The 26823-nt window shown below is 42.5% G+C and carries 24 protein-coding genes; 11 read left to right on the top strand and 13 right to left on the bottom strand.

What is annotated here, in order from left to right:
* Nucleotides 1-30: 30 nt before the first annotated feature.
* Entirely contained in the window at nt 31-1680 is a 1650-nt protein-coding gene (locus U5J89_RS01280; protein ID WP_322573796.1) for an IPT/TIG domain-containing protein, read from the top strand.
* Between the two features lie 218 nt (nt 1681-1898).
* Here the strand turns inward: U5J89_RS01280 and U5J89_RS01275 are convergent, their stop codons facing one another.
* The 6 genes from U5J89_RS01275 to U5J89_RS01250 all read right to left on the bottom strand — a co-directional run bounded on the left by U5J89_RS01275 (nt 1899) and on the right by U5J89_RS01250 (nt 12068).
* Complete coding sequence (locus U5J89_RS01275) at nt 1899-4718, bottom strand: serine/threonine-protein kinase (RefSeq protein WP_322573795.1); 2820 nt, start codon at nt 4716-4718, stop codon at nt 1899-1901.
* Nucleotides 4719-4742: 24 nt separating this feature from the next.
* Nucleotides 4743-5303: an ECF-type sigma factor gene (locus U5J89_RS01270; RefSeq protein ID WP_322573794.1), complete on the bottom strand. Its 561-nt coding sequence runs from the start codon at nt 5301-5303 to the stop codon at nt 4743-4745.
* A 99-nt stretch (nt 5304-5402) separates the two neighbouring features.
* Nucleotides 5403-6311: a site-specific tyrosine recombinase XerD gene (gene xerD / locus U5J89_RS01265; RefSeq protein ID WP_322573793.1), complete on the bottom strand. Its 909-nt coding sequence runs from the start codon at nt 6309-6311 to the stop codon at nt 5403-5405.
* Between the two features lie 5 nt (nt 6312-6316).
* On the bottom strand, nt 6317-8767 hold the full coding sequence (locus U5J89_RS01260; protein WP_322573792.1) for an HDIG domain-containing metalloprotein: 2451 nt from the start codon (nt 8765-8767) through the stop codon (nt 6317-6319).
* A 122-nt stretch (nt 8768-8889) separates the two neighbouring features.
* Complete coding sequence (ligA, locus tag U5J89_RS01255) at nt 8890-10893, bottom strand: NAD-dependent DNA ligase LigA (RefSeq protein WP_322573791.1); 2004 nt, start codon at nt 10891-10893, stop codon at nt 8890-8892.
* A gap of 23 nt (nt 10894-10916) precedes the next feature.
* Nucleotides 10917-12068 (bottom strand): helix-turn-helix transcriptional regulator, encoded by a 1152-nt coding sequence (locus tag U5J89_RS01250; RefSeq protein WP_322573790.1) that lies wholly within the window; start codon nt 12066-12068, stop codon nt 10917-10919.
* Between the two features lie 149 nt (nt 12069-12217).
* Between U5J89_RS01250 and U5J89_RS01245 the strand changes: the two genes are divergently transcribed.
* Genes U5J89_RS01245 through surE form a run of 7 tightly spaced genes read left to right on the top strand, consistent with a single transcriptional unit; the run spans nt 12218 to nt 17083 of the window.
* A complete protein-coding gene (locus tag U5J89_RS01245) occupies nt 12218-12928 on the top strand; it encodes a ComF family protein (protein WP_322573789.1) in 711 nt (236 codons plus the stop codon).
* A gap of 52 nt (nt 12929-12980) precedes the next feature.
* Nucleotides 12981-13616, top strand: a complete 636-nt coding sequence (locus U5J89_RS01240; RefSeq protein WP_322573788.1) for a hypothetical protein — start codon at nt 12981-12983, stop codon at nt 13614-13616.
* 1 nt (nt 13617) lies between these two features.
* On the top strand, nt 13618-14265 hold the full coding sequence (locus tag U5J89_RS01235; protein WP_322573787.1) for a histidine phosphatase family protein: 648 nt from the start codon (nt 13618-13620) through the stop codon (nt 14263-14265).
* Between the two features lie 35 nt (nt 14266-14300).
* Nucleotides 14301-14990 carry a bifunctional demethylmenaquinone methyltransferase/2-methoxy-6-polyprenyl-1,4-benzoquinol methylase UbiE gene (gene ubiE / locus U5J89_RS01230; protein WP_322573786.1) on the top strand — a complete coding sequence of 230 codons (690 nt, stop codon included), beginning with the start codon at nt 14301-14303 and terminating at the stop codon, nt 14988-14990.
* Between the two features lie 41 nt (nt 14991-15031).
* The gene (fabZ, locus tag U5J89_RS01225; RefSeq protein ID WP_322573785.1) at nt 15032-15475 is read left to right on the top strand and encodes a 3-hydroxyacyl-ACP dehydratase FabZ; all 444 of its coding nucleotides are present in this window, start codon (nt 15032-15034) and stop codon (nt 15473-15475) included.
* Complete coding sequence (gene panB, locus U5J89_RS01220; protein WP_322573784.1) at nt 15476-16303, top strand: 3-methyl-2-oxobutanoate hydroxymethyltransferase; 828 nt, start codon at nt 15476-15478, stop codon at nt 16301-16303. It begins immediately after the preceding gene.
* Nucleotides 16304-16315: 12 nt separating this feature from the next.
* Nucleotides 16316-17083, top strand: a complete 768-nt coding sequence (gene surE / locus U5J89_RS01215) for a 5'/3'-nucleotidase SurE (RefSeq protein ID WP_322573783.1) — start codon at nt 16316-16318, stop codon at nt 17081-17083.
* Nucleotides 17084-17085: 2 nt separating this feature from the next.
* On the opposite strand, the gene U5J89_RS01210 is transcribed toward surE, so the two are convergent.
* Together U5J89_RS01210 and U5J89_RS01205 are read right to left on the bottom strand one after the other, a co-directional pair.
* Complete coding sequence (locus U5J89_RS01210) at nt 17086-17946, bottom strand: hypothetical protein (protein ID WP_322573782.1); 861 nt, start codon at nt 17944-17946, stop codon at nt 17086-17088.
* 1 nt (nt 17947) lies between these two features.
* Nucleotides 17948-18676 carry a hypothetical protein gene (locus tag U5J89_RS01205; RefSeq protein ID WP_322573781.1) on the bottom strand — a complete coding sequence of 243 codons (729 nt, stop codon included), beginning with the start codon at nt 18674-18676 and terminating at the stop codon, nt 17948-17950.
* Nucleotides 18677-18768: 92 nt separating this feature from the next.
* Between U5J89_RS01205 and U5J89_RS01200 the strand changes: the two genes are divergently transcribed.
* From U5J89_RS01200 to U5J89_RS01190, 3 genes are all read left to right on the top strand, one after another.
* On the top strand, nt 18769-18978 hold the full coding sequence (locus U5J89_RS01200) for a hypothetical protein (RefSeq protein ID WP_322573780.1): 210 nt from the start codon (nt 18769-18771) through the stop codon (nt 18976-18978).
* 57 nt (nt 18979-19035) lie between these two features.
* Nucleotides 19036-20178 carry a hypothetical protein gene (locus tag U5J89_RS01195; RefSeq protein WP_322573779.1) on the top strand — a complete coding sequence of 381 codons (1143 nt, stop codon included), beginning with the start codon at nt 19036-19038 and terminating at the stop codon, nt 20176-20178.
* An 80-nt stretch (nt 20179-20258) separates the two neighbouring features.
* A complete protein-coding gene (locus tag U5J89_RS01190) occupies nt 20259-22412 on the top strand; it encodes a PAS domain S-box protein (RefSeq protein ID WP_322573778.1) in 2154 nt (717 codons plus the stop codon).
* Here U5J89_RS01190 and coaBC read toward each other — a convergent pair.
* The 5 genes from coaBC to glmM all read right to left on the bottom strand — a co-directional run bounded on the left by coaBC (nt 22409) and on the right by glmM (nt 26792).
* Nucleotides 22409-23611, bottom strand: a complete 1203-nt coding sequence (coaBC, locus tag U5J89_RS01185; protein WP_322573777.1) for a bifunctional phosphopantothenoylcysteine decarboxylase/phosphopantothenate--cysteine ligase CoaBC — start codon at nt 23609-23611, stop codon at nt 22409-22411. The genes U5J89_RS01190 and coaBC overlap by 4 nt on opposite strands.
* Nucleotides 23612-23614: 3 nt before the next feature.
* Nucleotides 23615-23908, bottom strand: coding sequence for a DNA-directed RNA polymerase subunit omega (locus U5J89_RS01180; protein ID WP_322573776.1), 294 nt, complete (start codon nt 23906-23908; stop codon nt 23615-23617).
* A 15-nt stretch (nt 23909-23923) separates the two neighbouring features.
* Nucleotides 23924-24502: a guanylate kinase gene (gene gmk / locus U5J89_RS01175; RefSeq protein WP_322573775.1), complete on the bottom strand. Its 579-nt coding sequence runs from the start codon at nt 24500-24502 to the stop codon at nt 23924-23926.
* A complete protein-coding gene (locus U5J89_RS01170) occupies nt 24495-25376 on the bottom strand; it encodes a YicC/YloC family endoribonuclease (RefSeq protein WP_322573774.1) in 882 nt (293 codons plus the stop codon). The genes gmk and U5J89_RS01170 overlap by 8 nt, the downstream gene beginning before the upstream one ends.
* Nucleotides 25377-25448: 72 nt before the next feature.
* Nucleotides 25449-26792: a phosphoglucosamine mutase gene (glmM, locus tag U5J89_RS01165; RefSeq protein ID WP_416208488.1), complete on the bottom strand. Its 1344-nt coding sequence runs from the start codon at nt 26790-26792 to the stop codon at nt 25449-25451.
* Between the last annotated feature and the right edge of the window lie 31 nt (nt 26793-26823).

Here is a 26823-nt window from a genome sequence, read left to right as displayed (position 1 = left end):
GTAATTGGAATTTTATAAACATCTCAGATCATGAACAAACTGCTACAACTCTCGATCCTATTCATCACAATATTACTGCTGGCTTCCTGCGGATCAGACTCCGGAGGACCCAACCCCGAAATCACTAGCGTCCAGCCCGAAAGCGGCCCGCCGGGTACCTCGGTGACGATTGCAGGCAAAGGGTTTCGTCCCAAGGGAGATATGAATGTAACCTTTGGCGGCACCGCTGCCACGCTGACCAGTGCTACCGAAGACCAGATCCAGACCGAAGTGCCGGAAGGTCTGTCCGAAGGGTCAGCCCCGGTAGAAGTGAGCGTCGAAGGGGTTACTGCTTCGGGTCCCAGCTTTATAGTAGAGGCCAAAGCCCCGGGCATCAGCTCCGTGGAACCCGACAGCGGTACGGTGGGCACCGAAGTGACGATCAAAGGCATGAACTTTAGCGCTACAGCGTCTGAGAACAGCATTACTTTCAATGGCACGCAGGCAACTATCAAGAGTGCCTCCGAGGATGAACTTATTACCGAAGTGCCGCAAGGCGCTGCTGATGGGCCGATGGAGGTGACAGTCAAGCAGAAATCCACGACCGGCCCCGATTTTGATGTTATAATGGATGGTACCCTGGAAGTACACACGAACACCACCGGCAGTGACAAGGACGACAATCGATACGATTTATCCATCGACGGGGATGCTCCATCAAGCGTAGCCAATAGCGGCATTGCTACATTTCCTGATATTGAGCAGGGAAGCCATCAGCTTGAGCTATCTGCTATTGCTGAAAACTGTAGTGTGCAGGGCCAAAATCCACGAACAATAAATATTACGGCCGGCGATACCACATCTACCTCTTTTGATATTAAATGCCAAGCCGTTATAAATGATCGAATTGCTTTTCAAACAACTAGAGGTTCTGTTGCTGATATTTATTTGATGGATCCAGATGGATCGAATCAGCAAGCATTGACTAATGATCCTGCAACGGATTATTTACCGCAGATTTCTTATTCAGGAACTCGCGTACTCTTTGCCAGTTATCGCAATGGAAACTTTAATCTGTTTATTGTTAATGCTGATGGCTCAAATATTCGACAGGTTACAAATTCTTCTGGGGACACATTTAACGGCAGCTGGGCCCCTGACGACTCTAAAATCGTGTTTGGGGATAATCGCAGTGGCAATGAAGAAATATATACTATCGCACCCGATGGCAGCAATGAACAGCTGCTTACCAACACCAGTGCTAATGAAAAAGATCCCAGTTGGTCGCCTGATGGTAGTAAAATTGTGTTTGTAAGTAAGAAGACAAATACAAGCTTTAATATTTATACGATGAACCCAGATGGTAGTAATGAAAAGCAGTTGACAAGCACTAATTCTAGTGATACAAATCCGGTATGGTCTCCTGACGGCAGCAAGATAGCTTTTACCAGTTCCAGAGACGGAAATAAAGAGATATATGTAATAAATGCGGACGGTAGTAGTCCTCAACGTATTACAAAAAATTCTGCAAGCGATGAATATCCTAGCTGGTCGCGGAATGGATCAGAAATTATATTTGATTCTGATCGTGACGGGAATGATGAAATTTATAAAATAAATGCTGACGGTACTGGAAGTCCTGTAAATCTCTCAAATAATAGTGCCGACGAAAGATTCCCAGATTGGAGCCCGGTAAAATAGTAACTGACAAGTTTTAAAAATCTTTCCCCAAGGACTCTGTAATTTTGCAGAGTCCTTTATTTTGTCACGATCGGGAGCTATTATTTTTGATGGTCTCGATACTATAAATTATCAAGCTGTAGCCGAATATTTCGGCTTCTACAAATAACTTATTTGGTTGATAGGATAAGTGAGCCTGTCAGGTATTGTTCCTGGCAGGTTTTCTTATCAAGAGTATGTCATTTAGCAGAGGAATATTTTTGTATCATCTTGGGTTTGTTCCAGTTTTTATAGAGTTCTATTACATTATTTCTGGCTTGTGTAGTAAAATTATCAGACGATCCGCGTTCTTCTTTTAGCGTTTCGTATCCTTGTACTAAGTATGATTCAGCTTTCTTGAATTCCATATTCTTGGCCAAGGCGTTACCGAGTAAAGATTTGGTATAGGCAATTTGCCAACTTCTCTCATCATATGATTTGTTTTTGATTGTTAAGGCTTCTTTTAATAAAGAGACCGCTTCAGTTGGGTTATTCTGGAAAACAAGCAGATCCCCAAGTTCTGTGAGTATATCGGCTATTTTCCTATGATCAGAAGGTAAAGTGGCTCTAAAAATCGACAAGGATTTCTGCAAATGTTTTTCAGCCATATTTAATGACCCATTTTCTTTTTCAATACGTGCTAGGTTTGCCAAATCACCAGCCACATAAGGATGCTTTTGACCAAAATTTTTGCGATCAATTTTGAGTGCTTCTTGAAGGTAAGGGTGAGCTTTTCCATAGTTTCCCAGTTCGATGTGAAGTCGACCCAGATTATTCAAGATTTCTGCAAGTTTAGGATGGGACTCCGTGAATAATTTACGGCGCATCGCTAGCGCCTTCGTTAAATAAGGTTTAGCTTCTTGGTATTGGCCTTGCTTCCCATAAAAAATGCCAATATTATTATATGATTGAGCAATGTTCCTGTTAGGCGGGTCGTATAGCTGTTTATCGATTTTTAGCCCTTTATGATAAAGAGAATCCGCTTCTTCAAGTTTTCCTTGTTGATTTAGTACTAAGGCAAGATCGTGATAGCCCATTGCTGTACTTGGGTGGATGTCTCCATTTTTCTCCTTCCAAATAGTCAATGATCTTCGATAAAGGTTTTCTGCTTTTTCGTATTGCCCTTGTTTTCGTAGTACTCCAGCTCTGTTATTTAGTGTATGGGCAAGTTTGGGATGGCTGGATTCATAAAGCTGTTGTTGAATCTGGAGAACAGTTTTATAAACAGAGTCGGCTTTTTCATATTTACCCCGTTGGTCAAGCATTAACCCAAGCTCATTTAATCCATTTGAAAGAAGCTTTTTATTATTAGGATGATTGTTTCTTATTATAGAAATAGATTCACGGGTAAGCGATTCTGCTTCAGCAAAATTCCCTTTGAGTCGTTGAAAAACGACGAAGGCGTCAAGACTCTGTGAATACGCGATACTTGTAGTTCCCTGATGTGTTTTTCGAAGCTGGAGACTTTTCTGTAGCAGGGGATTTGCCTTATCAAATTGTCCAATCTCGGTATAGGCTCGTCCCATTACTTCAAGCAGCTGTGCCTGCACTTCGGGTTGCCCTTCGAGTTGATCAATACGTTCTTGTCCTCGTTTTAGGAAGGTGGCAGCGGTAACCGTATCTTGAGGATTATAGTTGGGATTGCTGGCCCGAAACATATCCGTTAAAAACGTACTAACTTCTTTAGCTTTTTGGGCTTCAAGCTGGGCTCTATTGCGTTCTTGGGTAATTTGCCAAGTGTAGAATATAGTAAAGCCTATTAGTAGTAGTAAAAAGCCCGCGGCTGCCGAAAGATTAGTTCTATGCCGTTTTATAAATTTGGAAGCGTTGTAACGAAAGGTATCTTCCCGAGCAAGAATAGGCAGATTGGTTTTTCGCCGATTGAGATCTTCGAGAAGTTGTTCGGCCGAGCTGTAGCGCTTATCTGATTCTTTACGCAAAGCCTTCATGATTATAGCATCGAGGTCGCCCTTTAAAGCACTTGAAAGCTTATTGGTTGTGGTTTTACGCTCTTTCGCAATTGTATTTTTCTTACTTACAGATAACTCAGAAAACTGTGTTGATGGGCTTTCGGACTGTTGTTCTCTTATTTGTTTTTCAAGCTCAATAAAACTTTTATCATCTATTTTATAAGGATGAACACCGGTCAAAAGTTCATATAATAGGATTCCAAGAACATATGAATCAGTAGCAGTGGTTACAGTTTCTCCCGTAACCTGTTCGGGTGCTGCATAGCCCCATGTGAGCATGCGGGAACCGGTGCGAGTTTGGAAGGTTATACCCTCCGAACCATCCATTTTTATAAGTTTTGCGATGCCAAAGTCCAGCACCTTTACCTTTCCATCTTTGGTAACAAGGATATTAGACGGCTTTAGATCACGATGGATAATAGCATTTTTATGGGCGTGTTGAACAGCAAAACATACCTGCTCAAATAGTTCTAATCTTTCTTTAAGGGTTAAATTATTTTGATTACAGTGTTCCAGCAGGGGAGTGCCATCTACATATTCCATGACCAAGTAGGGCAAACCCTCTTTGGTAAGTCCCCCATCCAATAAACGAGCAACGTTTGGATGCTCTAAATTTGCCAAGATATTTCGTTCCCGTTTAAACCGGGCAATATTTGATGGGGTATCCATTCCGCGCCGTAATATCTTAATGGCTACTTCTTTTTCATAGGCTTCATCGGCGCGTTTACCTTTAAAGACAGATCCCATCCCGCCATGGCCTATAAGTTCATGAAGACTATAGTTGCCCACTTGCTGGCCAACCATGGAGGAGGCATCGGGTGCATTTGCCGGCGATATTTCCCCAGCAATATTCTCAAAATAGGTATCTGGGGTTGCTAAAAAATCTTCCGTTTCTGATTGTTTAATAGCGGCAAGAAGTTTGGTTACATGCCGCTTTAGCTTTTCATCATTTTTACAACTTTCTTCAATGTAAGTTGCCCTCTCTTGTTCGTCCAATTCAAGTGCAGTATCAACAATTTTGTTGACCTTTTTCCATTGATGTTGCTCCATAAAAAAAGTGAAGCCTTTTTTAGATTACCCTTTTAATTCTTTATAAAGCCATCCTCGTGCTTTTGCCCAGTCCCTTTTGACTGTTCGTTCTGATATGTCCAGGGCTTTTGCTGTGGCGGATACGGTCATCTGCCCAAAAAAACGGAGTACCACAATATCAGCCATCCGCTGGTCAAGTTTTGCCAATTTATTTAGTTCGTTATCAAGATTGATCAGCTCTTCGGTTTTGTGTCTTTGTTTTAGAAGCTTATCAATATATGTTACGTCTTTTTTATCGCCGCCTCGCTTTTCAGCTTTCTTTTTTCGGGCATGGTCAATCAGAATTTGTCTCATACAACGTGCAGAAATAGCCATGAAATGATTTTTGTCCTGCACCTCAATTTTTGTTTGATCAATCATCTTCATGTAAACTTCGTGCACAAGAGCGGTCTCGGTGAAGGTGATATCATTACGCTCTTTTTGGAGTTTAGAATGGGCAATTTTTTTGAGCTCATCATAAATGAGTGGAAATAATTTTTCCATAGCTTGCCCACTGTCATGACGCACCTCTTTAAGAAGGTGGGTTATTTCAGACTTGGTACGCATATTTCTTCTGTAGATTATTTTTTATGATATAAAAAAAGCAATTATGTCCATGATTTGCATCATGGATTAATTCACATTATTTAGGATAGAGAGGTTTAATTACGCCCTTGGATGAAACTCTTTATGAACCTGGTGCAATAGGGAGCGATCAACGTGGGTATAAATTTCGGTGGTATTAATGGAAGCGTGTCCCAGCATCTCTTGTACAGCTCGAAGATCGGCTCCGCCTTCTAATAGGTGAGTAGCAAAAGAGTGACGAAAGATATGTGGATATACATTTTTTTCGATCCCTGCTCGCTCGGCAGCATCATTGACGATATTCCAAATACTCATCCGTGACAGAGGGTTACCGCGCTGACTCAGAAAAACCTTGTTTTCGGCTTTTTGGGGATTTTTATCACTCTGAAATTTCGGACGTACGACCTCGATATAATGCTCTAGTGCCGATTGGGCCATTTCTCCGACAGGAACCAGGCGCTCCTTATTTCCTTTCCCAACCACACGGATAAATCCTATCTCAAAAATGAGATTGTCGAGTTCAAGACCGGTAAGCTCACTGACCCGCATGCCCGTAGCATAAAGCGTTTCCAGTATGGCAGCATTACGTATGCCGGCATCTGTTTCGCGGTTCGGAATGTCGATAATGGCTTCTACTTCATCAGGATTTAAAACGTCGGGCAGATTCTTCGCTTTCTTAGGCAGATCTATAAGTTCGGCAGGATTTGCTTCGGCCATACCCTCAACAACGGCAAATTCATGGAAGCCGCGGATACTGGATATATTACGGGCTATAGAGCTTACCGATAGATCCATGGCTGTCAGTTCTTCGAGGTAGTTTTCGATATGGCGCAACTCAATACCTCCCAAGTCAGATATCTGCAAGTCGTTGGCTACAAATCGCAAATATCGTTTCAGGTCATTTTTGTAAGATACAACGGAGTTTTTGGAGAGGCTCTTTTCCAACTTAACAAACTGTAGATATCGCTGTAATTCTTGTTGGAAATGCATGCTGATTACGAATTGTAATATTCGTCTACCCGTGGCGGCTTTTTGGGGGAGTCGGGATGGTCAGGCATTTCATCGGTAGCCGGTGTTTCTTCCAGATCGATGTTTTCTGTTTTTTCTGATGCTTTCTTTTCTTGCTCTTTTTCATCATCCGGATACTCAACTCGGCTGTGGTATATACCTACCAAAATATTGAGGAATGTTTCCTTAATTGCTCGGATATCTTGAAAAGTAAGCGGCGTTTTACTGAGTTGCCCCTCATTGACGCGGTCATCAATCATTTTGTCAATAAGGTTTTCAAGCTTCTGGTAGTTGGGGTCTTTCATCGCTCGCGAAGCTGCTTCAACACCATCGGCAAGTAATAGGATTCCAGTTTCCTTTGTTTGGGGCAGGGGACCGTCGTAGCGGAAATCTTTTTCTTTAATTTCTTTCTTACTGGTATCAGCCTGCTCTTTGGCTTTTTCCCAGAAAAATTTGATAAGTGAATCACCGTGATGGGTTTTTATAAAGTCGATGATTATGTCGGGCAGACCGTGTTCTTCGGCTATTTTAACCCCATTAGAGACATGAGCTTTAATGACAAGTGCACTCATGCGTGGTTTCAGTTTATCATGCACATTACCTTCGGTTTGGTTCTCGATAAAGTATTCCGGATTATCCATTTTACCAATATCGTGATAGAGCCCTCCAACTCGGCAAAGCAGGCCGTTTGCGCGGATAGCGCCTGCCGCAGCTTCAGCAAGGTTTGATACTTGCAGGCTATGATGGAAAGTACCTGGTGCTTTTGTCATTAATGTTTTTAGCAGCGGTAGGTTTGTATCGCTTAATTCTAAGAGTGAAAAGTCGGTTGTGACGTTAAACGACTTTTCAAAGAGCAAAATCAACGGGTAGGTAAATAGAATAAATATTGCGTTGATGGCAATAAACAGGAGCTCGCTGCCGAGAACACTCCAGCTGTCAAAAGTGGTCATGCTAAAGCCCAGTACTACCACAAGGTACGACCCAAATACGATGCCCGGAGTGGTAAAGAAAAATTGTGACCGCTTTTTAATATCACGCACTGAGAATAACCCGAGGCTGCAAGCAACCGTGGTAGCAGTAACGAATTCAAAATTGTTGCCATTAATAAGGCCGGTTAAAAGGGCTAAGGTAATAGTTGATAACAGCCCCACCCGGGAATCGAAAATAATGGTTAGTATTATGGGAGCAATGGCAATAGGTACAATAAAGGGAGATATATCTTCGAAATGATAAACGATGCCACTGCTGACAATAACCAAAGAAAAGGCAATGAGTACCAGTGTTAACATCGAATTGTTGATAAAGATATACCTGCGATACAGATAGAGATAGAAAAAGAAAATGGTAAGAATAGAAACGACTGCTATGATATTCCCGCCATAACGTAACCAGCGTTCTAGGGTACTTGCCTTCTGTGCACGAGCATCAGCCAAACTTTGCAGCATATTATATTTCTCAGGAGTAACAATATCACCCCGCCGAATGATAACCTGTCCCTGGGCAACGGCTCCTTTTGAAGTGGATATTTGGTCAAGAGCATCCTGGATTCGTGCCTGGGTTTCTTCTTTATTGAAAATGTAGTTCGGCTGGATAATTTGGGCAAAAATTTCGCTGCCCGCTTTAGCTAATTCGTCATAAAAATTGCGTGAAAGACGATATTGTGCATATTCTTTTGCTTCAGGCAGATCACGGACGTTTACTAAATTGAGGGTTTGTTCGGTGCGATCCTGTAAGTCACGAATCGTAATTTCATCGTTAGATAATTCTGATTTTGGAACATTTAAAACCCCGTTTTCAAGGACTTCATCAGCAAGTGTTTCAAGCTGATCTTTAAGATTTACCTCAGAAAACTGATTGTTTGTACCGGCGTTAGAACTGTTGTTTTGAGGAGTGACAGACTCATAGTTTTCCAGAATTGTTTGCCAGACCGAATCAGATAAATTTATGGGTGCTCTGTTTTTTAGCTCTTCGAATCGCAGGCTGTCTCGCTGAGCATCTGATTCCTCATCTTGCTTTGACTGCTGCCAGGTTTCATAGCCCTTTTTTAGTGGCCCGAAACTCTGAAAGAGAGAATCTAACTTGCTTTGCACCTCAATTTGAACATCTGGCTGTTTATGAAAAATAGGGGGAGTTGTTTCTCGTATTGTTTGACGTTCTTTTTCGAGCTCTTGGTCACTTTTTTGGATGGCAAAAGTAAAAGGAGCTGTTAAGTCGTCGGCCCGCCAGGGCTCACCAATATTGTAGTTAATGGGTTCTTTATAGGAGCTTTCTGGTATGGCAAGGACAATAATTCCCAGAAATAGAACAAGGATAAATGCTCTTAGATAAGGATTGTACTTAAATGAAGAGGCTTCTTCTTGTTTTTTCTTCTTTTCCCCGATTACAGGAGCGCCCTGCTTCTTTTTGGGTGCTAATCCCAATTTTTCAAGAATACCCATAAATGTAAATTCAGTCCGTTTCTGTGAAACCTAACCTGACAAAAATATTAAAGTGTTTGGATAAGATACGTTGATTACAAAATTATACCAACCCATAACCATATTACCAAACCGGTAGTAGGTTACAGTTTTTCATCGATAAGGTCCAGAAATGTATTTTGATCAAGTATAGGGATATTTAATTCTTCGGCTTTATCGTATTTACTGCCCGGAGAATCGCCTGCCAGCAGATAGTCGGTGTTACCGCTTACGGACGATGTTGCCTTGCCGCCGTGTTTTTCGATTAGTTGTGTTGCCTCTTTTCGTGTTAACGAGGGTAGGCTCCCTGTTAGTACAAATGTTTTGCCCTCCAGTTTTTGTGAAGCTTGCTCCTCTTGTTCCATCTCAAAATTGAGTCCGTGGTTTCGCAACTTCGAGACAATTTTACGGTTGTGGTCCTGGTTGAAAAATTTGTTGACCGACTGCGCAATTTTAGGGCCGATAGACTCAATTTCCTCCATTGTTTCTTGACTTGCGTCCATGAGAGCCTCCATTGTTTGGAAGCCATTAGCCAGGTCGCGTGCTACAGTTTTACCCACAAAGCGTATCCCCATGGCGTAGATCACCCGGTCCAGCGGCTGAGATTTGCTATCTTCAATAGCATCGATAAGATTTTGGGCGCTTTTTTCGGCCATACGTTCTAACGGCAGAAGTTGTTTTTGGGTGAGATCATACAGATCAGCGTAATTGCTGATTAACTGCTCTGAAACTAGCTGATCCACAACAGCTTCGCCCAGTCCGTCAATATCCATGGCATCGCGCGAAGCAAAATGTTCGATACGTTGACGTTTCTGCGGGGGGCACTCGGGATTGATACATCGCCAGTCCACCTCGTCCCCAAATTTAATCAGTTTTTCATTACAAGCGGGGCAATGTTGGGGCATTTCGAAACGTGGGCCACGATCTTCGCGATCGGGGTTAACTACGCTTATTACCTGGGGAATAATTTCACCGGCTTTTTCTACTACCACGCGATCTCCAATCCGAATATCTTTTCGATGAATTTCATCTTCGTTATGCAGCGAAGCTCGTTTTACGGTAGTACCGGCCAGTTCAACGGCTTTAAGCTCTGCTACAGGAGTTATTTTACCAAGCCGTCCAACTTGAAGTGTAATATCCTGCAGCGTAGTTGTGGCCTGTTGGGCTTCAAATTTATAAGCAATAGCCCAGCGGGGAGCTTTAGAAGTCGTTCCCAAGGTGTCGCGGTATTTCTCTTCATTTACCTTTATAACTACGCCATCTGTTTCAAAAGGCAAGTCGTGACGTAGGTTTTTCCATTCATCAATTTGTGCATGTACCTCGTAAATATCAGCGCACTGCTTAAAATGCTCGCACACCGGTAACCCGAATTTATCCAACAGCTTCATTTTTTGATACTGTGTGATTTCGGCATCAGTATCATCCGTAAGTAAATCAAAGCTGAAAAAACGGATGGGTCGCCGGGCCACTTCGCGTGGATCCTGCATCTTTAACGAGCCTGCCGTAGAGTTACGCGGGTTGGCAAAGGGATTGAGCCCCTGTTCTTCGCGATGTTCATTCATTCGTACAAAGGCTTCCCGCTCCATATACGCTTCGCCGCGGACCTCCACAACTTCAGGGAAATCATTATCGAGATGAAGCGGGATATCTTTAATGGTTTTGATATTCCTGGTAATTTCGTCTCCTCTTTCTCCGTCTCCACGTGTTGCTCCAAGCACCAGATTGCCATTTTCGTAGCGTAGTCGAATAGCTGCTCCATCGAACTTCAATTCAACCATGTAGGTGAAATTATCGTGCTCTAATATATCACGAACCCGGCGGTCAAAATCGTTAAGCTCATCTTCATTATAGGTATTGTCGAGGCTTAACAGCGGTACGGGATGCTCAACAGTATTAAAATCGCTGCTGGGTTCACCACCTACGCGTTGTGTCGGGGATTGTGGTTCAACGAGGTCATACTCTTCTTCAAGTTTTTCTAGCTCTGCCAGATAATCATCAAATTCCTTGTCCGAAATAAAAGGTTGCGCGTCTTGATAATAGGCTTTATTGGCTTTGTCCAGCAATTCGCGTAGTTCTTCAACGCGTTTTTTTGCCTCTTTTCTGTTCATTTTAAGAGAAAGCTTGTATCGATTTAATTAAAAGTTGGACGATCTCTGATGGTAGATGGGGGAGGGGCATCAATTTGCAGTGAATCCGGAGCAGGTTGAAGCCATTGAGGGTCATTTTCAAAATAGCTGCGATTGATTTCCAGCAGCCTTGAATCGGGATTGTAAAATTCTTCGCGGAGATTTTGAACAGGATGACCATTGAGCAATAATACCATGCGGCTAAATTGTCCGCGGATATTGAGTTCATTTACAAAATTAAATCGAATTGCTTCCCCCTGTTCAATCCAATAGGGATTAATGTCATTCATAATATCGGTATACACGCGTACTGGCTCTAATCGTCCATAGGCAGCATAAAGTACTATGCTCAGGGTATCAGGCAAAGTAGAGAGGGCCTCATTCGGTATATCATCAGCTGTAGCAGTTGGTTGCTGTTCGGTAGTATCATTTGTTTCGGTTGCTGGGACGATATCCAGTTCGAGGGAATCCGTACTGACCTTTTCTTCAGAAGACTCTGTTTGCTGATTGGTTGTTGGATTATTAGCCACTTCATTGGAAACCGGGTCGGTTTCATAAAAGTAGAAGAAAGAAACAGTCCCAATGATTATTAAAAGAGTGACAAAAATTCCAGCCCAAGTTCTGGATCGTACTGATTTTAGAGGCTTAAATTTTCGGCCCATGTCAGCCCAGTCCACCGATTTGACATCGGGATGGTCGGCTTTTGGCAGGGGGGAGGATCTTGGTGTTTCCGGAGAATTCTCAGATGAGTCGGTTTGGTCGGATTGGAACTCAGGTGAATGATCGTGAACCATATCTTTATCCTGGAGTTCGTCCGAATCTGCCGATTCCTCATCAGCGTCATCATCTTCCTCATCGAATTCAAAAGAGCGTTTGGGCTGCTCATCAAACAGACTTTGAAGCGATCCCGAATAGTCATTCTTTTGAACTTTGTCCAGGGCATAGATAATCTGTTTCTCATCTATAGATAATGCTTTGGCATAGCTTCGTACATAGCTGCGAATGTAAGTAGCATTATTTTCAAAGTCGGTAAAAATTGAGTCGTCCTCGATAGATTCGAGAATCCTTGTTGGAATCTTGGTAGCCTCATAAATCTCCTCGAGACTCAATTCTTGCTCTTTGCGAATGTGGGCAAGATCTCTTCCGAGTGATGCCATAAATAATATTCTGAATTAGTAGTGGCAAACCGTTTATTCGGCGTATAATCTAAATAAATATAGTGGTTGCCAAAAATTTTTTGCTGAAAAGAAGTTTCTCTGTAAGGATTTGTGCTGACAATAGGTCTTACCTATAAAAATAGTTGCCGATGAGTATATTTCTAAAAATTGCTAACGGTTTTAAAAGGGTAGTATTTCCCAATGTTTGTGTTTGCTGTGGTCGCGAGCATACCGAGGAACAGCGACAGATTTGCTCATTTTGTCTGACCAATCGTTTTGAGGACGGTAACCCCGAAAATAAGAAAGTCTCTTCTGATTCACTTTTGCCGGATGGAATTGTGATTCAACATGCACTTTGGCAATTTGATAAGGGCGGTGACCTGCAAAATTTACTGCATCAGCTAAAGTACGAGCGACTTACAACTGTGGGATGCGATCTGGGCAGAGCGTTGGGTCGGCGCGTGCAAAGGCATCCCGGCATTGTGGATTTATTTGATGATCATGAATCAGTGATCGTTCCGGTACCACTGCACTATTTAAAATATCGATACCGTGGATTTAACCAGGCGTTTAAGTTGGCGCAGGGATTTCAGGAGATTTGGGAAGAAGTTCCTATTTGTGAAATAGATGATATCGTTCGGATTAAAAATACCCGTTCCCAAACGGGCTTTAGCCTCGAAAAACGTCTTGACAATATGCAAGAAGCGTTCAGGGTTAACAATAAGCCATTGATAAATAATCGATTGTGCGTGATAATTGATGATGTATTTACAACCGGCGCCACTACCTTTGAATTGGCAGATACATTAAAAAAGGCAGGGGCTGGACCTGTTATCATTTTAACTGTGGCGCAGGCATAATTAATCGCATTGAAAATTCGTTTTTTGCAAAAAGAAGGATATTTTTCGGCTTATGAAAAATCAATACCCCGGCGCAAAAAATCTATTTCTCGAAACGCAACTCGGTATCGTTACTCGAACCGGAGATTGGTTTCATATTACCACTGATCAGATTAAGCAGTTTGTACCGGGACTGCTGGAAAAACGTCCACTGGATAAGTTGGTCGAAGAAGCTATTGCCTGGGTGCGCAGTGCAGACAGCCTATCGCTTACCCTATTGTTAGTATTATTGCTGGTGATTCATCCCATATTTGCCGTGACGATAGCCATTGCATTTCACTTTTTATGGTATCGTTCAAAAAGCGCATTTGTGACAGTTTATCTAGGCAAGGTACTCAAGTTATTGAATACTGACGGCTATTTGCTGATTACATCACTGGTTATTATCAGTGCATTAGGGATGACCGGACAGTATTTGGCTGCCGGTATCGGACTCGTATTTTTCTTTTTGATGAAGCTGGGCCTTTTAAAACGGTTGTGGGATAAAATAGATGAAGGCGTTGATAAAAGGCTGACACTCAATGATCGTGTATTTAAAATGATACTGATTAAATACGGTATGCATTACAACCTGCAGCCATCCGAAGTACAGCAGATGGAAGATAAATTTGTAGAGCTGGCAACAAGCAGAAAAAAGGGGAAGAGCTAACATGGGCAGTGAAACAAATATTTATTTGGCTCGTCACGGAGAAACGGAATACAATCGCTGTAACCAAATTCAGGGGCGCGGTATTGATGCATCATTGAATGATACAGGTATTCGGCAAGCACAAGCTATAGCTCGTGATCTGCAAGATATATCAATACAACAAATTTTCAGCAGCAGCTTAAAGCGATCCCGACAAACGGCCGAGACCATAGCTAAGCAACAACGTTTGGATGTGTTGGCTTACCGTGATTTGGATGAGATGGATTTTGGTATTTTGGAAGGCAAGCCCATTTCGGAGATTAAATCAGAGTTGAAACATCTCCATGAACGGTGGAAGTCAGGAGCGGTGGATTTTGCTTCTGATCAGGGTGAGAGTCCTAATGCGGTTTTCAAACGTGCCGATAACAGAGCAAGAATGATACTTCAAGAATATCAGCACAAAAATTTGTTGTTTGTTTTGCATGGCCGATTATTACGTATCTTATTATCAGAATGGCTTGGCTATGGACTTAGCAGGATGCATGAAATTCCACATTGTAATGGGGCTCTGTACCATCTAAAGTGGAATGGTTCCGGGTTTAAATCACTATATATTAACAAGACTGATCATTTGACCGAAGTACAATCTAAAGAAGAGGCCGTATCCTAACTACAGGTAGAAATTGATTAATTGTATAAAGTTTTATGAGTGAGAAAGTTCGAAAAATGTTTGCCGATATTGCCGATGATTATGATCGGGTGAACACTATCCTGTCATTTGGCATCCATCATATATGGAGAGATCATACAGTATCTCTTAGCGGAGCTAAGGTCGGTGATCGGGTGCTGGATTGTGCTACGGGAACTGGTGATCTGGCATTAGAGTTTAAGGAGGCGGTCGGTGATGAAGGCTATGTGCTGGGTACCGATTTTTGTGCTGAGATGATAGAACATGCTCCCGCTAAGGCGAAAGAAAATAATTTGGTCGTCGATTTTGAGGTGGCCGATGCCATGGACTTGCCTTATGAGGATAATATTTTTGATATTTCAAGTATTGCTTTTGGAATTCGCAATGTTGATGATCCTGTACAAGCCCTAAAAGAGATGGCGCGAGTTGTAGTTCCGGGTGGAAAGGTGGTGGTCTTAGAATTCGGGCAACCTAAAGGATTGCTTAAATATCCGTATGAGTTATATAGCCAATATATTATGCCTACATTAGGAGGGTGGATAAGCGGTAATAGAGAGGCCTATACCTATCTGCCCCGAACAAGTGCTGAATTTCCCGCAGGAAATGACTTTATAGCGCTGATGGAAGAAGCAGGATCATTTTCTTCACATTTTTTTGAAAAATTAACAGGTGGAATCGCCTACGTTTATGTGGGTACCGTAGAATAAATCATTTATATTATTATACTTTTAAAAAATATTACGAGACTATGGACCAGCTAACAATTGATGAAATCAAAGAGCTAATTCCACACCGGTATCCATTTTTACTGGTTGACCGCGTGTTAGAAGTTGAAGAGGGACGTATTCTATCCATAAAAAATGTAACAGCCAACGAGGATTTTTTTAACGGTCACTTTCCCAATCGGCCCATTATGCCGGGTGTACTTCAGGTAGAAGCTATTGCTCAAAGTGGCTGTTTGATGTTGATGCACTCTCATATTGATAATCCGGAAGACTATATTCCGGTATTTACGGGGATTAACAGGGCAAAATTTCGTAAATCGGTAGTGCCCGGTGATCAGCTCAGGATGGAAGTAAAATTGGTTCAGGAAAAGCGTAACTTTTATAATATGACAGCAGAAGCTCGTGTTGATGATAATGTTGTCTGTGAATTGGATGCCACTGCGGCCATAGTTCCAAGCGAAGAATAAATGAGTACTCAACAATCTTCAGATCGTCCTAAAAAAGTTACTACCCAGACTGTCGTAGAAATGAAGCAGCAATCTGAAAAGATTAGCATGCTCACTGCCTATGATTATACCATGGCACGTATTGTTGATCAGGCGGGAATAGATGTGATTCTGGTCGGTGATTCTGCCAGCAATGTGATGGCGGGTTATGAAACCACGGTACCAATGACGATGGATCACATGATCTATCATGCCTCGTGTGTGGTTCGGGGCGTAGAAACGGCGCTTGTTATTGCTGATATGCCCTTTATGAGTTACCAGGTGACAGCCGAAGAAGCGCTCGAAAATGCCGGCCGCATGATGAAAGAGGCCGGTGCCCATGGAGTAAAGTTAGAGGGTGGTAAATCAGTTGCAAAGACGATTGCAAAAATTGTAGATGCCGGCATCCCGGTAATGGGGCATTTAGGGCTCACACCTCAGAGTATTTATAAATTTGGTACCTATAAGGTGCGTGCAAAAGAGGAAGCTGAGGCCAACCAACTTGTAGAAGATGCGAAGCGATTAGAAGAGGCCGGTTGTTTTTCAATAGTATTAGAAAAAATTCCCGCTGAACTTGCAGCTAAAGTAACGGATTCGGTTGCTATTCCAACTATTGGTATTGGGGCCGGACCTAACTGTGACGGGCAAGTGCTGGTTACCCATGATATGCTTGGGCTTAACAAGGAATTTAAACCGCGATTTCTTCGCCGATATGATGACATGCATTCATCGATGACGAATGCAGTTAAGCGTTATATTACGGATATAAAATCCGGTGATTTTCCGAATGAAAATGAACAATACGATTAACTGACTTTATCTATGAGTACATCCGATAAGAATCCGGTAATTTTAGTTTGTAATGATGATGGCATCTTTTCTCCGGGTATACGAGCCCTTGCCCAAGTTGCCGACGAGTTTGGCGATGTGGAAATTATTGCTCCCGATCGTCAACAAAGTGCGGTAGGGCACGCCGTCACCGTAAACACGCCGCTCCGTTCGCGCTCTTTTCAAATTGATGGTCGTTTTAACGGACAGGCGGTAACGGGTACTCCGGCTGATTCGGTTAAATTGGCCCATGATCAGCTGATGCAACGTAAGCCGGATTTAGTTGTCAGTGGGATTAATCACGGTAGCAATGCCGGGATTAATATTTTGTATTCGGGAACGGTAAGTGCTGCCACGGAAGGGACCATTTTAGGGTATCCCTCGATAGCGGTAAGCTGTACAGATTATGATGAAGATGCGGATTTATCCGGTGCTAAAGATGCGGCGCGTAAAGTAATTGGATATGTACTCAGCGAGGGACTTCCCAAAGGAATTACAATGAATCTAAACGTACCTGCGGGACCACTTAAAGGCATAAAGTGGGCGCGCCAGGCGAATAGTCGTTATGTGGAAGAGTTTGAAGGCCGCGTTGATCCGAACAACAGATCGTATTACTGGATGACCGGTACGTTAAAGCTGCTTGATGAAGGAGACGATCTGGATGTTAACGTGTTGGAAAAAGGCTACGCCTCATTAACGCCTATCCAATATGATATGACGGCTTATACCCTGCTCAAACAAAAAGAAGATATTGAGCTGTAAGATTAATGTCCTTTGGCTTCGAGCATTTTAACCACATCTAACCAAAAAGAATGGTATAGCGCTTCGCGATCATCTTTGACGCGCAAGTTCATTTGCTCCAGGTGAGAGAGATTAGAGGTTTTAATATGTTCGCCCCATTTGGCACTTTCTACTGATACCATCCCGTCATTGGGCCCCTCCTCTTTGAAAATATGCATGTTTTGATATCGCGTAATTACCCGGATGGGTTCGCTGGTGCCTTTACCCACTGCCGAGGTATAGGAGTAATAGGGAATGTTGTCAACGTCTGGTGTTGCGGGATTAAAAACCTCTGTCACATATTCACGGGTCAGCTGTGCCGCCGATGCTACTGAATCACTTTTTGTATGAGGAAAGATACGATCTCCCATCCAATCGAGGAAATCTGCCAGTTTATCACGAATTGCATCGGGAGTTTTTAAGGTAAGTTCGGCCAGGCTGGTTCCATGATGTGGCGTGCTTATTGTAGTAAACGAAGCTACATGTGGTGCAACATCCAGGTTCGAAAGGGCATAGCGCATATCAAGTCCGCCCATGCTGTGAGCTATAATATTGACTTTACCACTGGGAATATTTCCGGTGAGTTCTTTGATGAGTTTAACCCAACCATTTGCCCGGGTTTCAATTTTGGCATAAGGAACAATGTTAGGGGCATATGCGAGTACATTGTGTGATCGAAGAAGTAGTGCTACATCATAAAGCGGCGATGGTTTAACAAGTGATGCGATGGCTCCATACCCGTGACAGAGCAACACCGGATGTTTAAGTTGCACAATTTTGGGTTCGGGAAATTGGTTAAGTTCAAAGCGTTTCAGCCATTTGTCAGTATCAAGACGATCAATCATGCTATAAATTCATTTTTGGCGGTGGAATGATACGAGCACCTGCTTTTTTAAGGTCAGGTAATTTCTCTATCAGCCATTCAACCGTTGTTTCCGTTCCGGTAATTAACGCTAAGTAAGACTGAGTATTGGATTGTAATAGCGTAAGTTCTTCATAGAATACTTTTTTCCCCAACTGTTCATGCAGTAGCTGGGCATTTGAGGCATCGACAAATGTAAGCCTGCTAAAATTTTCTAATAACGAAGAAGCATCATTTTGAGTAATTAAAACCCTGGAATTGGGAGAGATATCCTGTAGACGATCCAGTCGGGCACGTGCTGCCTGTGGATTTGTTTTGATCAGATCATTCCCATTCTTGTTTTGAAACCAAAAAATAACAGAGGGGTATTTCCCATTGAGTTCTTTTTTTAACGTCTGAACCTGCATTGGTTGTTCAATTTTTAGCACCAGGGGAATGGGTTCGGCAAGAGTATTCAGTTGTGATATGAGTTGCGATTCGGGTATCTCATCAAAACTTAACAGAAGGCTGATATCATTTTGTTGCAGCGAGAGTTTGGGATCGGTTTGCAGTGAAATCGTCCGGATTACGGTCTCCTTATATGATAATTGAATATCTACATTTTTCTGAGGAAAGGTGACCCGAGCCGGAGTTTGTATTCCAAATGGATAAAGGGCATTATTGAGCTCGGCATGAAACTGGGTTTTTGAGAAATCGGTAAGGCAGCCCCACATAATATGTTTTACGAGAAAAATTTGAGTCTACTTGAGTAGTGGAAACAGATATCTGATCTTCTGAGATATTAAAACTTGAAAACTGTTGCTGAATGAGTGAATCAGCTTCGGTCAGTGATGAAAGTCGTTTTGAGTTTTTATCAGAGGTAGAAAAGAGGATGAATCCGCTTATAAAACACGATACTAATAACAGAATTGCTATCAGCCGTTTTTTCTTTTGTTCCTTCAAGCCAGTTGTCGATATTAAGTTGGCATTTTGCCCTCTAATAATAGGTGTTATTCCATTGGAAATCTATGAATAATTACCCGATTTAGAGGAATCGTAAGATTAGATTTTAAACGTAGCGACCTCCCTGAAAATGGCTTATAACTTTGAATTGGTAAGTACATCCCAACAGATTGATGCATTCCATCAGTTGCCATTTCGAATTTATAAAAACTATCCCCATTGGGCACCGCCATTCCGTTCTGAAATAGAGAGTATTTTTGATCGTGACGAAAATGTATTTTTTGACAAAGGAGAGTGCGAGCGATTTCTCGTGAAAGAGGACAATGAAGTCGTAGGACGTTTTGCAGTGATGAATACGCCGGAGCGCGATAAAGTGCTCGATCCTACTATGGGAGGGATGGGATTTATAGAAATGCGGGATGATCCGAAAATTGCAGAAGAAATAATAAATTTTGCTGCAGACTGGCATCAGGAACGCGGATATAATGCTATGCGCGGACCTATTAATTTTGGCGAAAATGATATCTATTGGGGATTGCTGGTGGAAAACTATGAAGAACCTCCCATTTACGGGATGTTTTATCATCCACCGTATTACAAAGAATTTCTGGAACAGACCGGCGCGGAAAAACTCGACGATCACTGGAGTTATAAGCGTAACTTTGATCAGCCCATACCGGATCGTATGAAACGAATAACAAATCGTATTGAAGCCAGATCAGATGTGACCTTGCGTTCTATAGATAAGAAAAACATTTATCGCGATGCGGAATATATGCGTCAAATTTATAACGAAGCCTGGAGCCAGCAGGATATTACGGAGCGCGAAACGGAGTTTACCGAGCTCACCCAGGATACCGTTGAGGCAATGATTCAGAAACTTAAGCCGGTCTTAATTCCTGAGAGCGTGCTTATTGCTTTTGTGGATGGGGAACCGGCCTCGTTTATAGTTTGTGTACCAGATCTCAATGAGTTGTCAAAAGAAACAGGGGGAAAATTGCGCTGGTGGCACTATCCCAAACTGCTATGGTTTAAACGTAGGGCACGGCATTTAAGAACGCTTGTTTACGGCACCCGCCCACAATATCGCAAGATAGGCTTAGAGGCACTCACATTTACCCGCGGTATTCAGTTTACTAAAGAAGCAGCGCCCTCCCTTCAATATTTGGAAGGAGCCTGGGTAAGCGAGAGTAACTGGTTGATGCAGCGCAGCTTGGAGGCTTTGGGATGTTTCCATCATAAAACACATCGAACCTATAAGTGGGAGTTTTAATTTAAGTTCACAAAACTTGAATTAGATAGATTGATCAGTTACCCTTAGCATAAAATAGAAGGACAAGTCAAATATCATCTATGGATCGGTCACTTTTTGATCTTAACCCCAACCCCGTGCTTATCTATGACAAGGATTCGCTTGATATACTGGAAGCCAATAATGCTTTTTTTGAGAAATATGGGTTTCAAAAAGATGAACTCAATTCCTTGAATCTGCATGATATACGCCCGAAGGAAGCCAGCGAAGAGCTACATCTTGCTATTGAGAATCGAAAAGATAATGAATCCAATCATGTTGAAGTTGCCCAACACCAAACGAAAGAGGGATCTCTTATTTATGTGATGGTTTCTTCCCATCCCTATAAAAATGGATACAAAAATGCCCGTATGGCATTTGTCCATGATGTGACAGAACGCGTGGAAGCTGAAAAGAAAGCAAAACGGGCATTTGATGAGTTGAATCATCACGTAAATCACAGTCCGCTGGCTATGATAAAATGGGATGCGGATTTTAAAATTATAGAATGGTCTGAAAGAGCCAAAGAGATTACCGGTTATCCTAGAAATTTGGTGCTGGGATATTCTCCCGAAGTTTTTAATTTTTTTGAAGATGATCTCCGTGTGGTTAAAAGAAATATGAATTACCTTATCAGTGGCAAGGGCGACAAGACGCACTTCGAGGTTAAGATGTACCATCGCGAGGGTCATTTAATAGATCTAAGTGTTCATACTTCGGTGATGCGCAATGAGAGCGGTGACCTTATTTCTGTTCTTACATTTATTGAAGATGTGACCGATGAGAAACAGGCGGAGATTCGCTATCAACGATTGTTTGAGAATGCCAATGACGGCATTTTTATTATGGATGGTGATGAGTTTATTGAATGCAATACCCAAGTGCTTAATATTTTTGGATTACATTCAAAAGAGCAGATTTTAGGGAAATCTCCTGCTAATTTTTCGCCCGAACTACAGCCCGATGGACAAAAATCGTCTGTTAAAGCTCACCAAAAAATCCAGAAGGCTCTTGGAGGAATATCCCAAGTTTTTGAATGGCAGCATCAAACGTTGAATGGCAAAGCGGTGGATGTGGAAGTAAGCTTGAATCGACTGCAATTGGTCGACGATGTTTACGTGCAGGCTATTGTACGGGATCTCACAGAGCAGAAAAAAGCGCAGGAGAAACTTAGAAAAAGCGAGGAGTTATTTAGAAAGCTGTTTCTTAAAGCGCCCGGTGCCATGGTAATGATCGATACCAAGAACAGGGTGCAAAAAGTAAATAAAAGTTTTGAAGAACTTTTTGGTTATACCGAAAATGAGCTCCTGAATGAGGATATTGATGAAATAATCGTTGGTGAGGAGGATGATCAAATTGTGCCAAGAATGCCTGACGAGGGATTTGAGGAGGATAAGTTTTATACTGATATCATCAGGTATAATAAGCAGGGAGAAAAACTTAATCTTTTATTAGGAGCTATTCCCGTTTATTTAGATGATGAGGCCATTGCCGGCTTTGGTATTTACGTGGATATTACCGAGCAGAAGAAATATCAGGAGCAGTTAAAGCAGTCGGTTAAAGAAAAGCAAGTGTTGTTAGAGGAGATTCATCACCGGGTGAAAAATAACCTGGCTATTATTTCGGGGATGCTACAGCTTCAGGCATTTGAGGCGGATAATGAGGAAATAAGAAATGCCTTGAATGATGGACAGCTGCGGATACAGTCAATCGGTATTGTGCATGAGCTGTTGTATCAGTCAGAGAATTTTGTTGATATCTCGTTTGAGGAATATATATCTAAATTGATTGATACGATTAAAAACACGCTGCCATTTAATCATCAGCATATTGATGTAGAGGTAGATACCGGGGATGTTCTGCTCGACATAAATCAGGCTATACCAACTGCAATTCTCATCAACGAGCTGGTAACAAATGCCTATAAGCATGCATTTGATGACGATCAGAAGGGGACAATAGAGATTCTGCTTAGGGAATCCAATCAGGAGATTTCTATCGTTGTACGTGATAATGGCAAAGGATTACCGGAAGATTTTTTGGTGGAAGACCACGCTTCAATTGGTATGAATTTAATAGAAACTTTGACCAATCAGCTTGAAGGAGAACTTTTTTATACCTCTGATAAGGGAGCAGAGTTTAAGGTTGTTTTTGAAAGTAAGAAACAAACGGGAAGCGGAAGCTTGCTGCTTACTAATGAAAACGGTGAGCATTAACTGTTATCGAAGATATGAGACAGCACCTCTCGGGCAACTTCGGATTTTAATCCTTCTATCTGTACTGCGTCTTTTTTTCCAAGCAGATGCACCTTGTTTCTGTCGGATTCAAAACCGGAATCATCTTCATTTAGGGAATTGGCAATAATCCAGTCGGCCTTTTTCTTCTTGAGCTTTTTCTCGGCATTTTCGATCAGGTTTTCTGTTTCCATCGCAAAACCGATAAGTACTTGCCCATTCTTTTTGTGATCCCCGAGCCAGGCAAGAATATCAGGGGTTTGCTTGAGTTTGATGGATGAGTTGGCCTTATCCTTTTTTACTTTTTCAGCGTGTTTCTTTTCGGGTGTAAAATCAGATACGGCCGCTGCCATTACAATAACATCTGCATCAGAATGATTTTTTACTTGCTCAAAAAGTTCTTCGGTAGATTTAATTTCAATACTGATTATATCGGTAGGTGCATTCATGGTTATTGGACCATGAATGAGGGTAACCTCAGCGCCCATGTTTCGAGCTGCTTCAGCCATAGCTAAGCCCATTTTTCCCGAACTGGGGTTGGAAATAAACCGAACGGGATCAATGTGTTCCCGGGTCGGTCCTGCGGTGACTACCACTTTTTTGCCGGTTAAGGGACCTTCTGACTGATGTTGTCTGAGAACAGTACTGCATTTTTCAAGAATTAGATTTGTTTCGGGCAGACGTCCTTTGCCTTCCAATCCACTGGCCAAATAGCCTTCTTCCGGTTCCAGTACGTGATAGCCAAATTCCTGAACGGTACTCAGGTTTTTTTGTACTGCCGGGGATTTATACATTTCGCCGTCCATAGTTGGGCAGATAAGTAGCGGACAACGAGCGGCTAAAACCGTTGAAGTAAGCATGTTATCAGCTGCTCCAGTCGCAATTTTAGCTAGGGTATTGGCTGTGCAGGGGGCAATTATAAAAAGATCAGCCCATTCGCCCCAAGAGATATGCTGTGTCCATGATTGAGTTGCCGATTCATTCTCGGGGAAAACGTCAACTGCAACCTCGTGTTTAGAAAGAGAAGAAAAGGTTTCGGTACCTACAAACCGCGTAGCAGCGGGCGTCATCGTTACACGCACTTCGGCACCAGCTTTTTGTAAAGCACGTAAAAGAAAAGCAGCCTTGTAGGCTGCAATTCCTCCGGTAACTCCCAGTATTATCCGTTTGCCGGATAACATAAATTAATCTTCTTCTTGTGGATAACGGAAATAAATTTCTCCGCGACGCATTTCTTCAATAGCGCGTTGCGTAGCATGATTACGTTTCTCAAACTCTTTTGAGATATTTTCCTGTTCCTCGTTGAAGGTGAACTCATCGTCATCTTCAAATCCTTCGAAATACTTGAGTTTTTCATCAAGTTCAAGCTTTTCCTGAGCCGCTATTTGACGTGCCCGTTTAGACATGATTGTAATCAGCTCGTACTGATTACCAGTGTCCTTATTCAGCTTTTCAATATTTAATGTTTTAATACCCATGTTGTAATCCAGCTTTTAGTCAGTGATAAAGGATTCTATAATATTCTTGACTTCTGTATATGCTTCTTCAAGGTCGTCATTAACAACAGAATAATCGAAGCGATCGGCATATTTTATTTCCATTTCTGCCCGCTTCAGGCGTTGCTTTAGCGAGCTTTCTGTTTCACTGCCTCGCTTAGAGAGCCTGTTTTTAAGTTCTTTCAACGAGGGCGGTTCAATAAAAATGGAAATGGCATCCGAGTTGTAGAGCCGCTGTACGTTAAGGGCTCCCTTCACTTCGATATCAAGCAAGGGAAAATACCCAGATTCCATCAGTTTATCAACTTCAGATCGCAGTGTGCCATAGCGGTTACCGCTGTAGTGCTCCCACTCCAGAAATTCCTCGTTTTTTATTTTTTGATCAAATTCTTCATCGCTTAAGAAGTAGTAATCTTCGCCATGTTTTTCACCTTTTCGCGGTTCCCGAGTCGTGGCAGATACCGAAAACTGTATCTTCGGATACTTCCTCAGCAGGCGCTGAGCAATGGTAGTTTTTCCGGCACCGCTTGGTGCTACTATTACAATAACTTTACCGGGAGCGGGATTCTTACTCAACGTTCTGTACCTGTTCTCGAATTTGTTCTAAACTTTCTTTGGCTTTGACGATATACTGCGATATTTCCGAGTCGTTTGCTTTGGAGCCAATAGTATTAATTTCACGGTTGATTTCCTGGCTCAGGAAATTGAGTCGACGACCGACGGAGTTGTCATTGTTGACAGCCTCCCGGAAAAACTTGATGTGGGATTGGGTGCGCACAATTTCCTCGGTGATATCCATCTTGTCCACTAAAACAGCAACTTCCATCTCCAGGCGATCAGGATCGATCTTATCGCTGTCAATCAATTCGTTGATGCGTTCAACAAGATCTTCTTTAATCTCCTCAGAGCGTCCATCCACTTTATCCATCACGATATTCAACATCTCCTCAATATGATCGATGCGCTGGTTGAGATCATTTTCGAGCTGACTGCCTTCTTGCAGACGCATGTCCTTTAACTCTAAAGCTGCATCTTCAACTGCTTTTTGAGCGAGCTCCCAAATCTGTTTACGAGTTTCTTCATCATCTTCACGCTGCTCAAAAATATCGTTGAACTCCAGCAACGTCTGCAGAGTAATGGGAGCTTCAATATTTGCGGCATCACGCAGCTCATTAAGAAGCTGTTTATAGCCTTCAACCAATTTTTTATTAAAAGTAATTTCCGGTTCCCCGGTTTCTGACTTATCTACCCGAACAGAAACATTTACTTTGCCTCGTTCCACGTGATCTTGCAGGATTTCTTTAATATCCAGCTCTTTATCTTGCAGTGATTGCGGCAGGCGAAGTGAAATATCCAGGTAGCGGCTGTTCACTGATTTTAGTTCAACTGTTACAGTAATACCGTTTTCTGAAGCCTCGCCGCGACCGAAGCCCGTCATCGATGTAATCATAAAAGCGAATTATGTATGAGGATTAGAAAGTCAGAAAAAGCATAAGATACGAAAGTAAAATCCGGTTAAAAATTACTGAATCGAAGCCACCACTTCTTCAGCAAGTTCTTCTGCCTTCTCGGGCGTTATGCCTTCGGAATATACGCGAATAATGGGTTCAGTATTGGATTTTCTGAGGTGGACCCATCCATCTTCAAAATCTATTTTTACGCCGTCGGTTGTATCGGGATTGTAATTTGCATATTCCGATTTTGCCTTTTTGAGCAGGGCATCGCCGTCAACATCAGCCAGCTGCATTTTACTTTTACGCATGTAATAATCGGGCAGACTATTGCGATATTCTTCTGCTGTGACATCGCGTTCAGCCAATAATTGAAGTATCATTGCTGTGCCCACCAGCGCATCGCGACCATAGTGCAGATCAGGATTAATTACTCCGCCATTGCCTTCACCGCCGATCACGGCATCAACGTCCTGCATCTTTTTCACTACATTTATTTCTCCAACCGATGAGCGATGACATTTTTGTCCGTATTTCTTAGCTACATCTTCGGCTACTCGTGAAGAAGACAGGTTGGTGGCACAGGGACCCGCTTTTTTATCCAACAGAAAATCAAATGCAGCGGCCTGGGTGTATTCTTCTCCGAACAAATTGCCTTTGTTTGTTACGAGGGCAAGTCGATCAGTATCGGGATCAGTAACAATACCCAAATCACTCTTTTTTTCTTTCACGAGTTCACAAATATCTCCCAGATGCTCGGGGAGAGGCTCGGCTACGTGCGCAAAAATGCCGGTGGGTTCATCATTAATTGCATGAACAGTATCCACTCCGAGAGCCTCAAACAATGGGGGCAAACTCACGGCTCCGGTACCATTTACGGGATCAATGGCTACTGAAAAGTTTTTTGAAGCAATGAGATCCGGATCGATGTAGGGAAGGTCCAATATTTTTTGGATGTGATAATCCAGCAGTTGGTCATCTTCTGTTACGCTCCCTACCTGGTCATATTTCTGGTAGGAATAGGATTTCTCTTCACTGATCTCAATAACCTTTTTGCCTTGACTATCATCCAGAAACTCACTTTTGCTGTTAAGCAGCTTAAGTGCGTTCCATTCTTCGGGATTATGACTGGCCGAAATAATGATGGCTCCGTCGGCATCGTGTTTCAAAACCCCCATTGCTACTGTTGGAGTAGGAGCCACTCCTACTTTTACAACATCGCAGCCCACCGATTGCAGCGTGGCACAAACGATATCCTCACAAATTTGTCCGGTAACGCGGGTGTCACGTCCCACCACAATTTTTCCGTTGCCCGACCAGTGACCAAATGCGGCCGTAAAGCGTGTTAAATTTTCCGGTGTTAGATCGGTACCAAATACGCCCCGGATGCCCGAGACTGAAATCATTAATGACATGTTTTGTTATTTGTTATCGGTTAATAGTTGA

This window comes from Fodinibius sp. (assembly GCF_034521915.1).
Lineage (GTDB): Bacteria > Bacteroidota > Rhodothermia > Balneolales > Balneolaceae > Fodinibius.
The sequence above is the reverse complement of the archived record's forward strand: the minus strand, read 5'-3'. Positions and strand labels throughout refer to the sequence as shown.

Excerpts from the sequence above, each read along its gene's own strand:
- U5J89_RS01270 (WP_322573794.1), bottom strand. The coding sequence starts at position 5,303 with ATGCGTACCAAGTCTGAAATAACCCACCTTCTTAAAGAGGTGCGTCAT.
- U5J89_RS01170 (WP_322573774.1), bottom strand. The coding sequence starts at position 25,376 with ATGATTACATCGATGACGGGCTTCGGTCGCGGCGAGGCTTCAGAAAAC.
- U5J89_RS01240 (WP_322573788.1), top strand. The coding sequence starts at position 12,981 with ATGAAAAATCAATACCCCGGCGCAAAAAATCTATTTCTCGAAACGCAA.
- U5J89_RS01235 (WP_322573787.1), top strand. The coding sequence starts at position 13,618 with ATGGGCAGTGAAACAAATATTTATTTGGCTCGTCACGGAGAAACGGAA.
- panB (WP_322573784.1), top strand. The coding sequence starts at position 15,476 with ATGAGTACTCAACAATCTTCAGATCGTCCTAAAAAAGTTACTACCCAG.
- coaBC (WP_322573777.1), bottom strand. The coding sequence starts at position 23,611 with ATGTTATCCGGCAAACGGATAATACTGGGAGTTACCGGAGGAATTGCA.
- U5J89_RS01210 (WP_322573782.1), bottom strand. The coding sequence starts at position 17,946 with ATGATTGATCGTCTTGATACTGACAAATGGCTGAAACGCTTTGAACTT.
- ligA (WP_322573791.1), bottom strand. The coding sequence starts at position 10,893 with ATGAACAGAAAAGAGGCAAAAAAACGCGTTGAAGAACTACGCGAATTG.
- surE (WP_322573783.1), top strand. The coding sequence starts at position 16,316 with ATGAGTACATCCGATAAGAATCCGGTAATTTTAGTTTGTAATGATGAT.
- U5J89_RS01195 (WP_322573779.1), top strand. The coding sequence starts at position 19,036 with ATGGCTTATAACTTTGAATTGGTAAGTACATCCCAACAGATTGATGCA.
- ubiE (WP_322573786.1), top strand. The coding sequence starts at position 14,301 with ATGAGTGAGAAAGTTCGAAAAATGTTTGCCGATATTGCCGATGATTAT.
- fabZ (WP_322573785.1), top strand. The coding sequence starts at position 15,032 with ATGGACCAGCTAACAATTGATGAAATCAAAGAGCTAATTCCACACCGG.
- U5J89_RS01250 (WP_322573790.1), bottom strand. The coding sequence starts at position 12,068 with ATGGCATCACTCGGAAGAGATCTTGCCCACATTCGCAAAGAGCAAGAA.
- U5J89_RS01205 (WP_322573781.1), bottom strand. The coding sequence starts at position 18,676 with ATGTGGGGCTGCCTTACCGATTTCTCAAAAACCCAGTTTCATGCCGAG.
- U5J89_RS01280 (WP_322573796.1), top strand. The coding sequence starts at position 31 with ATGAACAAACTGCTACAACTCTCGATCCTATTCATCACAATATTACTG.
- U5J89_RS01260 (WP_322573792.1), bottom strand. The coding sequence starts at position 8,767 with ATGGGTATTCTTGAAAAATTGGGATTAGCACCCAAAAAGAAGCAGGGC.
- U5J89_RS01275 (WP_322573795.1), bottom strand. The coding sequence starts at position 4,718 with ATGGAGCAACATCAATGGAAAAAGGTCAACAAAATTGTTGATACTGCA.
- U5J89_RS01190 (WP_322573778.1), top strand. The coding sequence starts at position 20,259 with ATGGATCGGTCACTTTTTGATCTTAACCCCAACCCCGTGCTTATCTAT.
- xerD (WP_322573793.1), bottom strand. The coding sequence starts at position 6,311 with ATGCATTTCCAACAAGAATTACAGCGATATCTACAGTTTGTTAAGTTG.
- glmM (WP_416208488.1), bottom strand. The coding sequence starts at position 26,792 with ATGTCATTAATGATTTCAGTCTCGGGCATCCGGGGCGTATTTGGTACC.
- U5J89_RS01245 (WP_322573789.1), top strand. The coding sequence starts at position 12,218 with ATGAGTATATTTCTAAAAATTGCTAACGGTTTTAAAAGGGTAGTATTT.
- U5J89_RS01180 (WP_322573776.1), bottom strand. The coding sequence starts at position 23,908 with ATGGGTATTAAAACATTAAATATTGAAAAGCTGAATAAGGACACTGGT.
- U5J89_RS01200 (WP_322573780.1), top strand. The coding sequence starts at position 18,769 with ATGAGTGAATCAGCTTCGGTCAGTGATGAAAGTCGTTTTGAGTTTTTA.